An 11,921-nucleotide genomic window follows, 5' to 3' on the forward strand; every position below is an offset into this window, starting at 1 on the left:
AATTACCCGGATCCCGCTATGCGCCCACTCGTCCCCCTTGCTCTCGCCTTGTTGCTCACCGCTTGCGGCGACGGCGAATCCCTGTTGCCGCCCGACGCCCGGCTGCCGGACGGCGGGCGTTATCGCGGGGATGTGGTCGATGGGCTGCTGCAAGGCCAGGGCCGGGTGGATTATCCCAACGGCAGTTGGTACGCCGGGCAATTCGACAAAGGCCAATGGCACGGCCAGGGCGAATGGCATGGCAGCAATGGCGAGGTTTATAAAGGCCAGTTCCAGCAGGGCCTGTTCGATGGCCAGGGCACCCTGACCACGGCGGCCAACACCTACGTCGGCGGCTTCAAGCAAGGCCGGCGCAACGGCGAAGGCACCCTCAAAGAGGGGCAAATGACCTATCGCGGCGAATTCAAAGACGACCAATACTCCGGCCTCGGCCGCCTGGAACTGCCCGACGGCAGCCAGTACCAGGGCCAATTTGCCCACGGCAAGCCCAACGGCGAAGGCCAGCGCAACGACGACAGCGGCAACCAGTTCAGCGGCCGTTTCGTCAATGGCCAACTGGAAGGCAACGGTACCTTCAACAGCGCCGAAGGCGACATGTACGTCGGCCACTTCAAGCAGAACCAACTCAACGGCAAGGGGCGTTACGAAAACGCCGACGGCGACGTGTGGACCGGTGAGTTCCGCGAAGGCGCCCTGAGCGGCAAGGGTGAGCTGACCGGCGTGGACGGCAGCCATTACATCGGGTACTTCAGCGACTGGCGCTTTACCGGTGAGGGGCGCCTGAACCTCAGCGATGGCAGCTTCTACATCGGCGGCTTCGACAACGACAGCTATCACGGCCAAGGCACCCTGGTACTCACCGATGGCACGGTGCAAGCAGGGACTTGGGCCAACGGCCTGCGCGTACGCGATGCCGACGGCAAGCTGTTGCCCGACACCCTGGAAGTCGGGGTGCTGGCCCAGGGCCGCTTGCTCGACGACGCCCTCGCCGCCGTGCCGGCATCCACCCCGGCTGTCGAGCTGTACAGCCTGGTGGTGGCCGGTGACGGCAAGCAAAGCGTATTCCTGCGCGAGGCCGACTACGTCAGCAACCTACTGAGCAGCCGCTTCGGCGCCCGCGGGCAGATCCGCCTGGTCAACCACCGCGACCATATCGCCTACCGCCCGATGGCGACCCGCGAAAGCCTGCGCCGCGCCGTGCAGACCCTGGCCGAGCGCGCCGGCCCCGAAGACCTGGTGTTTATCTACCTGACCAGCCACGGCACCCACGAACATCAACTGGTGCTCGACCAACCGCGCATGGAGCTGGCCGACCTGCCGAGCGACGAGCTGGCGGCGGTGATGGCGCCGCTGAAAAACCGCGACAAAGTCATCGTGATTTCCGCCTGCTACTCCGGCGGTTTCATCCCGGCGCTCAAGGATGAACACACCCTGATCATGACCGCCTCCCGCGCCGACCGCGTGTCGTTTGGCTGCTCGGAAGAAGCCGACTTCACCTACTTTGGCGACGCCCTGTTCGCCCAGGCCCTGACCCAGACCGACGATTTGCTGCACGCCTTCAAGCTGGCCCAACGGCATGTGACCGAACGGGAAATGGCGGACAACTTCGAAGCCTCCGAACCACAGATCTGGGCCCCCAAGAGTGTGATCGCCCGTTGGCAACAATTACGTAAACAGCAGGCACGAAAGGCGCTGGAAAGCGTCTCTATCAATAGCAAGGAAGCAAAGAGCAACTAAGCTGAAACTGTATCAAGGGGGAAATACTATGTACTTGACGCCTCAGCATATATTGCTTGCCGGAGCCTCGGGCTTGACCGGGGAACATCTGCTGGACCGCCTGCTCAACGAGCCTACCGTCACCCGCGTATTGGCGCCCAGCCGCCGGCCACTGGCCGAACACCCGCGCCTGGAAAACCTGGTCGGCGACCCCAGCGTATTGCTGCCACAACTGAGCGGCCGGGTCGACCTGGCCTTCTGCTGCCTGGGCACCACGCTTAAGCAGGCAGGTTCCGAGCAGGCGTTCCGCGCCGTAGACCTGGACCTGGTGGTGGCGTTCGGCAAGCGCGCCCGGGAGATGGGTGCACGACACCTGATCGTGATCAGCGCGATAGGCGCCGACCCCAAATCCTCGGTGTTCTATAACCGGGTCAAGGGTGAGATGGAGCAGGCCTTGCAGGCTCAGGGCTGGCCACAACTGACCATCGTGCGGCCCTCGCTGCTACTGGGCGAGCGCCTGGAGACACGCTTGGCGGAGAAACTCGCAGGGCCGTTGTCGCGGCTGATTCCCGGCAAGTATCGTGGCATCGAAGTGTGCGAGCTGGCCCGGGCCATGTGGCGCCTGGCCCTGGAGGAGCAGGACGGGGTGCGGATTGTCGAGTCGGATGAGTTGCGTAAGCTCGGCAAGTGAATCTGCGGTGACCGGGCGGGCCTCATCGCGGGCAAGCCCGGCTCCCCCATGAATGCATTCACCGATCAAATGGGGGAGCTGGCTTGCCTGCGATGGGGCCCGCCCAGACCACAACTATCGCCACAGGCTACAACCCACCCGTCGCATTAAACCCAACCCCCAATACCGTCAACGCCGACAGCGGCAACAGCAGCGTGTCGAGCAGCGCGCTGGCCGGCAGGTCGAGGCCCGGGTAGCTCGGCGCTTCGGCGCCAAAACGGTCCATGGCACAGCAACCACCCTGCATCGCATACAGATCCAGGCGCGTGCCCGCATACACCACCGGCGCACCGGGTTTCGCCGCATCCAGGGTGCGTACGGTGGCGCAGCCTGCCAGTTGCAGGCCCAGCACGATCAGCAGGACTTTATTCATCGCTGCTCAAATGATGCTCACCCCAGCGCGGCAACATGTCCTGGGGGATGTTCAGCAAGTTGAGAATCCGTGCCACCACGAAATCCACCAGGTCATCAATGGTCTGCGGCTGGTGATAAAAGCCCGGCGACGCCGGCAGGATGGTCACGCCCATATTCGACAGTTTGAGCATGTGCTCCAGGTGAATGCTCGAATACGGCGCCTCGCGCGGCACCAGGATCAACTGGCGGCGCTCCTTCAAGGTCACGTCCGCCGCGCGCTCGATCAGATTGTTGCAGGCACCGGTGGCGATCGCCGACAGGGTGCCGGTGGAACACGGCACCACCACCATTGCCGCCGGCGCACCGGAGCCGGAGGCCACGGGCGACATCCAGTCTTCCTTGCCATAGACCTTGATCTGCCCCGCCGCCGCACCGGTGTATTCGGTCAGGAAGGCCTGCATCATCTGCACCTTGGGCGGCAGCGAAACATCAGTCTCGGTGGCCATCACCAATTGCGCGGCCTTGGAAATCAGGAAATGCACCTCGCGGTCTTCGCGCACCAGGCAATCGAGCAAACGCAAGCCATAGGGCGCGCCGGAGGCGCCGGTCATCGCCAGCGTGATGCGCTCCGGCCCGCTCATTGCAGCGCCTCGGCGAGTTTGCCGTGCAGGCCGCCAAAGCCGCCATTGCTCATGATCACCACGTGGGTACCGGGCTTGGCCTGGCTTTTGACCCGTTCGATGATGCCTTCCAGGGAGTCGCTGACAATCGACGGCACCGTGCAAAGCCTGGCCACGGCTGCCAGGTCCCAACCCAGGTTGGCTGGCGCGTACCACACCACCTGGTCGGCATCGTTGACGCTTTCCGGCAGGCCATCACGGTGCGCGCCCAGCTTCATGGAGTTGGACCGCGGCTCGATAATCGCAATCACCGGCGCATCGCCAACGCGCTTGCGCAGGCCGTCGAGGGTGGTGGCGATCGCCGTGGGGTGGTGGGCGAAGTCGTCGTAGATGGTAATCCCGTTCACTTCGGCGACCTTTTCCATACGCCGCTTGACGCTCTTGAACGCGCTCAGCGCGGCAATGCCCATGGCCGGTACCACGCCGACATGCCGGGCTGCAGCCAGGGTCACCAGGGCGTTGGCGACGTTATGCTGGCCGGTCATGTCCCAATCGACGATGCCTTGGGCCTCGCCCTCAAACAGCACTTCGAATTGGCTGCCATCCTCGCTCAACAACTTGACCTGCCACTGCCCGCCGGCGCCAGTGGTTTGTACCGGCGTCCAGCAGCCCATCTCGATCACGCGCTGCAAAGCCGGCTCGGTGGTGGGGTGAATCACCAGGCCTTCGCTGGGAATGGTGCGTACCAGATGGTGGAATTGCCGCTCGATGGCCGGCAGATCAGGGAAGATGTCCGCATGATCGAACTCCAGGTTGTTCAAAATCGCCGTGCGCGGGCGGTAGTGAACGAACTTGGAGCGCTTGTCGAAGAAGGCGCTGTCGTATTCATCGGCCTCGATCACAAAAAACGGTGTATCGCCCAAACGCGCCGACACCGAGAAATTCTGTGGCACGCCGCCGATCAGGAAGCCGGGGCTCATGCCTGCATGTTCCAACACCCAGGCCAGCATGCTGCTGGTGGTGGTCTTGCCATGGGTACCGGCTACCGCCAGCACCCAGCGGCCCTGCAGCACGTGATCGGCCAGCCATTGCGGGCCGGACACATAGGGCAGGCCTTTGTTCAGCACGTACTCCACGGCAGGGTTGCCACGGGACATGGCATTGCCGATCACCACCAGGTCCGGGACCGGATCGAATTGCGCCGGGTCGTAACCCTGGGTCAGCTCAATGCCCTGGGCCTGCAACTGCGTGCTCATGGGCGGATAGACATTGGCATCGGAGCCGGTGACGTGATGCCCCAGCTCTTTGGCCAGGACCGCCATTGAGCCCATGAAGGTGCCGCAAATACCGAGAATATGAATGTGCATAGTCGACCTCGTAAAACATCGAGGCAGGTTAGCTTAGGGTGGGAAAATTCGCACTCTTTTAGCGATTAGCGTGCGATCTTTTCCGCCACTGAGCGTGGCGCTCACTGATAAACAGTCGAGGGACTTTTCTACTCTTTTTGCAATTCAGTACACTGGAATCAAGCCCGGCATTTAAGAACTCCCGCAAAATACCGGGCCTGACAGCTGCTACTTAGTAAAACATACAACCGAACTCAAACCACCGAACCAAAAGCAGACAGACCACTATCAAACTATCTCTTTCTTGCCTTTTGTGTTTCCACTTCCCGAATGGCAACCATCCTTGCAATGAAGTTATTGATTGTCTCGTTCCTTTTATCAAGTACATCCAGGCGACTGGTAACAGTTTTAGGCTCGACCACTGATTCTTCTTTATACGGCTTGAAAATAAAACCGTTTTCCGCAGCCGTCAGCTCCATATTTTTCTCTGCTGCGCTGTACAGCTCCTCAAGTTTGATACGCGCATTTGTCTCGGTTGGCCAGTTCGGATCTTTCGTAAGAGCCTCACCATCCCCTCCCTCAGCCAGCAGTTGAATAGTGTTAACCGCGTACAGCAACTTTGTCTCGGCATTATCCAACCGCAACTTAATCATTGTGGCGTCTTGCTCTCCTGTACCGCCTGCCGCTGGCGTAACGCCATTGGATTGCTGACTCGGAGCCGGCTGGTGGGCCGGGGGCAATAATGGGGTAGTGGCGCTAAAGCTACCCTTGATGGTTTCACCGCTCCAAACCGATCCGGCATAAGTACCAATACTCAACGGAGTACTAACCAGGCCATTTACGGACGCATTCACAAAAGCATCGCGAGCTACAGTTTTCAAAGGTGTATCGGTTTTAAACACACCGGCCTTGACCAGGCGATCAGCCGCAATCAGATTGGTGGCAACATCGCCAAATGTCTTGGGTTGCGCAACCACGGGCTTGGGCCCAACGGGCAGTGAGGCGCCAGGGTGCTGCGTTTTGAACACAATGTCCCTGAAGTTAGCTATCCCCTTGCTGTTCGAGGCCCCTGCAGTCGGACGGGGAGCCACATTGGGCTTTACTGACGCTGTCTGTACAAATTTACCGGCGATCCCGTTAGAGGGGACTTTAAGGGCCTTTGATCCTGCGCTGGAAAACGGTCGAGGAAGGCGAGGGGATCCAAACCCGCGCCTGACTCGCACGGCGCCTTCACCCGAATTTTCACCCGTACTGTTCGCCTCGCTGGACGCCTGGGTGTCCGGAGTTTGCGCCGTTTCATCAAAGTAGGACGCACTTTTCGTAACGGCTGATGCCTGTTGCCGGGGCAAGCCATCCACGGGATCATTCACGTGCAACGGAACCGAAACAGGAAAACCTGAAATATTCATATTGCCACCTATATAGTAAAAAACACGTCAACGACGTGATTACTATCAATTTTATTCATCCCTAGTGTCAAAGCATCATAAACGATGAACCATCCTTTCCACTTGAGTATGAGATAGGCAGACTTCAGTTCCACACAACACACAAATTAAATGAACCATTACAACCAATAGCGTCACACCTCAACCGCAACACTTTTCACACCGACGAATCATGCCAACACTTAAAAACAATAAATGCATTAAATAATCACCCCGCCAAGTCGCAACCAGCACGCTAGCAAACACACACAACTTCACAACAAATATATTAACCCCTATTACACCCATGCCCATTGAACAGAGATCATGAGGGCGAATTGATCAGCACAGACGTCAAAGCACAGGAGCGGTCTTTACCCTCGCTCAGCCCGCAGAACGCAACGCAATTCCATGCTTGCGCAGCTTGCGGTACAGCGTATTGCGGCTAATGCCCAACTGCTCTGCAGCAAGGGTCATATGCCAGCGCTGCTGCTCCAGCATATTCAGCAATGCCAGCCGCTCGGCATCTTCCAACGGCTGCTTGACGACGGTTCGCGCCTGGACAGGCACCCGGCCAATTATCGCAGGCAAATCGCTCAACCCGACCCGTGCGCCCTCGCAGAGTGCAGCCAACGTACGCAACACCGTGCGCATCTGTCGCACGTTACCCGGCCACGAGAAGTCCAACAGTGCCTGACGCGCATCGTCATCAAGTACGATTGTCTGCCCCTGCGCTTCCTGCGCCAGGAGAAAGTCCAGCAACTGCGACTTGTCACTGCGCTCGCGCAACGGCGGCAAGGCGATTTCCAGGCCATTGAGCCGATAATACAAGTCCTCGCGGAAACTGGCGTCACGCACACGTTCCTGCAAGTTGCGGTGCGTCGCGCTGATCACCCGCACGTCCACCGCTTGCGGCTCACCCCCAATGGGCACCACCAGCCGGTCTTCCAACACTCTTAGCAACCGGGTCTGCAACGCCAGCGGCATATCGCCGATTTCATCGAGGAACAAGGTGCCGCCATCGGCCTGTTGCAGCTTGCCGCGCATGCCTTCCTTGCGGGAGCCGGTGAAACTGCCACCGCGATAACCGAACAATTCGCTCTCGATCAGGCTCTCTGGGATGGCCGCGCAGTTCAGGGCGACGAAGGGTTTGTCGGCACGCTGGCTGGCATGGTGCACGGCTTTGGCGAATGCCTCCTTGCCGGAGCCGGTTTCGCCATTGATCAGCAGCGGCACGTCGCGTTCAAAGACCCGCAGGGCCTTGCGAAAGTCATTCTGCAGCGCCTCATCGCCCAGGCAGATGCCCGGCACGCGCGGCCGCTCGACCTTGGCCGGCACCGGAACCCGTGGGCCGGGCGCCCGCCGGGCCTCGCCGCGCAACACCGCGAACAGGCTGCGCCCATCGCGGGTGCGCAGGGGCCAACTGGCGCTGGCGTTGGCACTGGCGCGGCCGAGCAAGTCATCCAGGCGGCAGTCGAAAAACATCTCCACCGGCAGGCCCAGCAAACGCCCGCGTGGCAGCCCCAGCAGATTCTGCGCGCTTTGGTTGAGCGCACAGATCCGCCCTTCACCGTCGAACGCCAGCAGCCCTTCGCTGAACAGGCCCACGGATTCGGCCTGCAGGTGGAAACGCAGCAACCAGTGGTTTTCAAAGTGGCGCAGGAAGTAGCAGCTCTCGATCATCTTCGCCGACAGATTGACCAGCGCCATGGTATGGAACTGGCTCTGACGCGATACCGCCTCACGGGCCGAGGACACGTCCAACACTGCCAGCAGGTCGCCATGGGGGTCGAATACCGGGCTGGCGGAACAGGTCAGGCCGGTGTGGCGCCCGCGAAAGTGTTCGTCGCGATGAATGGTCAGGGCCTGGCGCTCCACCAGGCAGGTGCCGATGCCGTTGGTGCCTTCGCAGGCCTCGCTCCAGTCAGCGCCGAGCCATAGGCCGGCATGCTCGAACACCTTGCGCTCGCTAGGCGCGGTGACGCAGTTGAGGATCACCCCACGCGCATCGGTCAACAGCACCGCGTGCCCGGCGCCGGAAAGCTGTTGATGCAAATTGTTCATTTCGGTGCCGGCGATGTGCAGCACCTGCTGCAGGCGCTCGCGGCTTTCCAGCAGGCGATCGTGCTCCAGCACCGTGGGGGCAATGGTCAGTGCCGGGTCGAGGTGATAGTCCTCCAGGCAGCGCAGCCAGGAACGGGCAATCGAGGGATCGCTGCCGGGACCGTGCAGCGGGTCTTGCCCACGGGTGACCGTCAGGACTTGCCGGGCATGGCGGCTGAAATGATCGTTTTGCATCTTCTTATTGTTCTCCTGTTGCGTGGGACACACCGCGGACCGGGACGCCCAGCATCCTCCACGCCTTGGCGCATTGCAATCCCGGGGCGACCCATGGGTCACAGGTTGTATCGCCGGTGGCACAAACTGTCACCCCGACTGTCCCAAAGCTGTCACAGCAACGCCTTGCAACAAACCCTAAAGCCTTGATTTACCTGGCCTGGAGGGCACTGGCCCGACCTTTGCTCTACGCTTTATCAAGCGCAGCCACGCTGCACTCCAATAAACATAAGAAGTCAGGAGATACCCACCATGCGTTATGCACACCCCGGTACTGAAGGCGCTATCGTTTCGTTCAAGGCCAAGTACGGTAACTACATCGGTGGCGAGTTTGTGGCCCCGATAGATGGCAACTACTTCACCAATACTTCGCCGGTAAACGGCAAGCCCATCGCCGAATTCCCACGTTCCACTGCCAAAGATATCGACAAGGCACTGGACGCCGCCCACGCCGCCGCTGATGCCTGGGGCAAGACCTCGGCCCAGGACCGCTCGCTGGTGCTGCTGAAAATCGCCGACCGCATCGAACAGAACCTCGAACTGCTGGCCATTACCGAAACCTGGGACAACGGCAAGGCCGTACGCGAAACCCTCAACGCCGATATCCCCCTGGCCGCTGACCACTTCCGCTACTTCGCCGGCTGCATCCGCGCCCAGGAAGGCAGCAGCGCCGAGATCAACGAACACACCGCCGCCTATCACTTCCACGAGCCCCTGGGTGTGGTCGGGCAGATCATCCCGTGGAACTTCCCGCTGCTGATGGCCGCCTGGAAACTCGCGCCCGCCCTGGCCGCCGGCAACTGCGTGGTACTCAAGCCTGCCGAGCAGACCCCGCTGGGCATCAACGTGCTGATGGAAGTGATCGGCGACCTGCTGCCACCGGGCGTGCTGAACGTGGTGCACGGCTTCGGCAAGGAAGCGGGCGAAGCCCTGGCGACCAGCAAGCGCATCGCCAAGATCGCCTTTACTGGCTCCACGCCGGTGGGTTCGCACATCATGCATTGCGCGGCCGAAAACATTATTCCGTCCACCGTTGAGCTGGGCGGCAAGTCGCCGAACATCTTCTTCGCCGACATCATGAAAGCCGAACCGCAATTTATCGAAAAGGCCGCCGAAGGCCTGGTGCTGGCGTTCTTCAACCAGGGCGAAGTGTGCACCTGCCCATCCCGCGCGCTGGTGGAAGAGTCGATCTACGACGACTTCATGAAGGTGGTGATGAAGAAGGTCGAGTCGATCAAGCGTGGCGACCCGCTGGACACCGACACCATGGTGGGCGCCCAGGCGTCCGAGCAACAGTTCGACAAGATCCTGTCGTACCTGGAAATCGCCAAGGGCGAAGGCGCCGAGCTGCTGACTGGCGGCAAAGTGGAGAAGCTGACCGGCGACCTGGCAACCGGCTATTACATCCAGCCGACCCTGCTCAAGGGCACCAACAAGATGCGTGTGTTCCAGGAAGAAATCTTTGGCCCGGTGGTGAGCATCACCACCTTCAAGGACGAAGCCGAAGCCCTGGCGATCGCCAACGACACCGAGTTTGGCCTGGGTGCCGGCTTGTGGACCCGCGACATCAACCGCGCCTACCGCATGGGCCGGGCGATCAAGGCCGGGCGTGTGTGGACCAACTGCTACCACCTGTACCCGGCGCATGCCGCGTTTGGTGGTTACAAGAAGTCCGGTGTGGGCCGTGAGACGCACAAGATGATGCTGGATCACTATCAGCAGACCAAGAACCTGCTGGTGAGCTACGACATCAACCCACTGGGTTTCTTCTAACCCTCCCCCGCTCCCACACTTGAAATGCAATTAAATGTGGGAGCGGGCTTGCTCGCTCCCACACTTGGATCTTCATCAATAGTTGCGACGTGCATTCGGCAGACATCCGCCGAGTTAAAACAATAAAAACAAGGTACTTTCCCATGCCTAGCGAACCGACAGGATCCTCCGTCGACTTCGAAAAAGTCGGCTCCGAATACTTCCAACAACGAGAATTGAAAAAAGGCGCCGCCGGCTGGGTGCTATTAGTCGGCCTCGGCGTTGCCTATGTCATTTCCGGCGACTACGCCGGCTGGAACTTCGGCCTGGCCCAAGGCGGCTGGGGCGGGATGTTCCTCGCCACACTCCTGATGGCCACCATGTACTTGTGCATGTGTTTCTCCCTGGCCGAACTGTCCTCCATGATCCCTACCGCCGGTGGCGGCTATGGTTTTGCCCGCAGCGCCTTCGGCCCCTGGGGAGGATTTCTCACCGGCACGGCGATCCTGATCGAATACGCCATCGCCCCCGCCGCCATCGCGGTGTTTATCGGCGCCTATTGCGAATCACTGTTCGGCATTGGCGGCTGGATGATCTACCTGGCGTTCTACATCATCTTTATCGGCATCCATATCTTTGGCGTCGGTGAAGCGCTGAAGTTGATGTTTGTGATTACCGCCGTCGCCGCAATTGCCCTGGGCGTGTTCCTGGTGGCGATGGTGCCGCACTTCAACGTCGCCAATCTGCTGGACATTCCCGTGACCGAAGCCAAGGGCGCCAGCAGTTTCCTGCCGTTCGGCTATGTCGGCGTGTGGGCCGCGATTCCTTATGCGATCTGGTTCTTCCTCGCCGTCGAAGGCGTGCCCCTGGCTGCCGAAGAAACCAAGAACCCCAAGCGCGACCTGCCCCGCGGCCTGATCGGCGCGATTGTGGTGCTCACCAGCTTTGCCCTGCTGATCCTGGTGATTGCCCCCGGCGGCGCCGGCACCCTGGCGCTGATCAAGTCCGGCAACCCGTTGGTGGAATCCCTGGCCCTGGCCTACGGTGGCTCGACCTGGATGGGCAGCTTCGTCAACCTGGTGGGCCTGGCCGGACTGATCGCGAGCTTCTTCTCGATCATCTATGCCTACTCCCGGCAGATTTTCGCCCTGTCCCGCGCTGGCTACCTGCCGCGCAAACTGTCGCAAACCAATAAAAGCAAGGCACCGGTGCTGGCCCTGGTCATTCCCGGGATCATCGGTTTTGGCCTGTCGCTGACCGGCCAGGGCGACCTGCTGATCCTGGTGGCGGTGTTTGGCGCGACCATTTCCTACGTGCTGATGATGGCCGCGCACATCACCCTGCGCATCCGTCGCCCCAAAATGGAGCGCCCATACCGCACGCCGGGCGGCATCTTCACCTCGGGCCTGGCCCTGATACTGGCCTGCATCGCCGTGGTGGCGGGCTTCCTGGTGGATCCGCGCGTGGTGATTGGCGCGGCGATCATCTATGGAGTATTAATTGCTTACTTCGCTTTCTACAGTCGGCATCACTTGGTAGCAGGCACGCCGGAAGAAGAGTTCGCGGCGATCCAGGCCGCAGAGGCCGCCTTGCACTAACGCCGTAAACCACGGCGCGGGCCACCGCCCGCGTCGTCATG

9 protein-coding genes are annotated in these 11,921 nt (G+C 60.8%); 4 read left to right on the forward strand and 5 right to left on the reverse strand.

Annotated elements, in window-relative coordinates; all coding sequences use genetic code 11:
• Nucleotides 1-18 precede the first annotated feature (18 nt).
• Entirely contained in the window at nucleotides 19-1,737 is a 1,719-nt protein-coding gene (locus PSH80_RS23455) for a C13 family peptidase (protein WP_057960710.1), read from the forward strand.
• A gap of 28 nt (nucleotides 1,738-1,765) precedes the next feature.
• On the forward strand, nucleotides 1,766-2,407 hold the full coding sequence (locus PSH80_RS23460; RefSeq protein ID WP_057960711.1) for an oxidoreductase: 642 nt from the start codon (nucleotides 1,766-1,768) through the stop codon (nucleotides 2,405-2,407).
• Nucleotides 2,408-2,534: 127 nt separating this feature from the next.
• Here PSH80_RS23460 and PSH80_RS23465 read toward each other — a convergent pair whose 3' ends face one another.
• From PSH80_RS23465 to PSH80_RS23485, 5 genes are all read right to left on the reverse strand, one after another.
• Entirely contained in the window at nucleotides 2,535-2,819 is a 285-nt protein-coding gene (locus PSH80_RS23465) for a YceK/YidQ family lipoprotein (protein WP_128593935.1), read from the reverse strand.
• The gene (gene ubiX / locus PSH80_RS23470) at nucleotides 2,812-3,441 is read right to left on the reverse strand and encodes a flavin prenyltransferase UbiX (RefSeq protein ID WP_038443595.1); all 630 of its coding nucleotides are present in this window, start codon (nucleotides 3,439-3,441) and stop codon (nucleotides 2,812-2,814) included. Before ubiX ends, PSH80_RS23465 begins: the two co-directional genes overlap by 8 nt.
• Complete coding sequence (gene mpl / locus PSH80_RS23475; protein ID WP_057960713.1) at nucleotides 3,438-4,787, reverse strand: UDP-N-acetylmuramate:L-alanyl-gamma-D-glutamyl-meso-diaminopimelate ligase; 1,350 nt, start codon at nucleotides 4,785-4,787, stop codon at nucleotides 3,438-3,440. Before mpl ends, ubiX begins: the two co-directional genes overlap by 4 nt.
• A 272-nt stretch (nucleotides 4,788-5,059) precedes the next feature.
• Nucleotides 5,060-6,175: a hypothetical protein gene (locus tag PSH80_RS23480; protein ID WP_305418483.1), complete on the reverse strand. Its 1,116-nt coding sequence runs from the start codon at nucleotides 6,173-6,175 to the stop codon at nucleotides 5,060-5,062.
• A gap of 402 nt (nucleotides 6,176-6,577) precedes the next feature.
• Entirely contained in the window at nucleotides 6,578-8,491 is a 1,914-nt protein-coding gene (locus PSH80_RS23485; protein WP_169989733.1) for a sigma-54-dependent Fis family transcriptional regulator, read from the reverse strand.
• Between the two features lie 291 nt (nucleotides 8,492-8,782).
• On the opposite strand from PSH80_RS23485, the gene PSH80_RS23490 reads away from it, so the two are divergent.
• Nucleotides 8,783-10,303, forward strand: a complete 1,521-nt coding sequence (locus PSH80_RS23490) for an aldehyde dehydrogenase family protein (RefSeq protein WP_057438993.1) — start codon at nucleotides 8,783-8,785, stop codon at nucleotides 10,301-10,303.
• Between the two features lie 143 nt (nucleotides 10,304-10,446).
• Complete coding sequence (gene eat / locus PSH80_RS23495; RefSeq protein WP_057438992.1) at nucleotides 10,447-11,880, forward strand: ethanolamine permease; 1,434 nt, start codon at nucleotides 10,447-10,449, stop codon at nucleotides 11,878-11,880.
• The last annotated feature ends 41 nt before the right edge of the window (nucleotides 11,881-11,921 follow it).

The sequence above is a fragment of the Pseudomonas sp. FP818 genome (assembly GCF_030687335.1).
GTDB classification, from domain to species: domain Bacteria; phylum Pseudomonadota; class Gammaproteobacteria; order Pseudomonadales; family Pseudomonadaceae; genus Aquipseudomonas; species Aquipseudomonas shahriarae.

Coding starts and splice junctions, on each gene's coding strand:
- mpl (WP_057960713.1), bottom strand. CDS start 4,787: ATGCACATTCATATTCTCGGTATTTGCGGCACCTTCATGGGCTCAATG.
- PSH80_RS23490 (WP_057438993.1), top strand. CDS start 8,783: ATGCGTTATGCACACCCCGGTACTGAAGGCGCTATCGTTTCGTTCAAG.
- PSH80_RS23485 (WP_169989733.1), bottom strand. CDS start 8,491: ATGCAAAACGATCATTTCAGCCGCCATGCCCGGCAAGTCCTGACGGTC.
- eat (WP_057438992.1), top strand. CDS start 10,447: ATGCCTAGCGAACCGACAGGATCCTCCGTCGACTTCGAAAAAGTCGGC.
- PSH80_RS23465 (WP_128593935.1), bottom strand. CDS start 2,819: ATGAATAAAGTCCTGCTGATCGTGCTGGGCCTGCAACTGGCAGGCTGC.
- PSH80_RS23480 (WP_305418483.1), bottom strand. CDS start 6,175: ATGAATATTTCAGGTTTTCCTGTTTCGGTTCCGTTGCACGTGAATGAT.
- PSH80_RS23455 (WP_057960710.1), top strand. CDS start 19: ATGCGCCCACTCGTCCCCCTTGCTCTCGCCTTGTTGCTCACCGCTTGC.
- ubiX (WP_038443595.1), bottom strand. CDS start 3,441: ATGAGCGGGCCGGAGCGCATCACGCTGGCGATGACCGGCGCCTCCGGC.
- PSH80_RS23460 (WP_057960711.1), top strand. CDS start 1,766: ATGTACTTGACGCCTCAGCATATATTGCTTGCCGGAGCCTCGGGCTTG.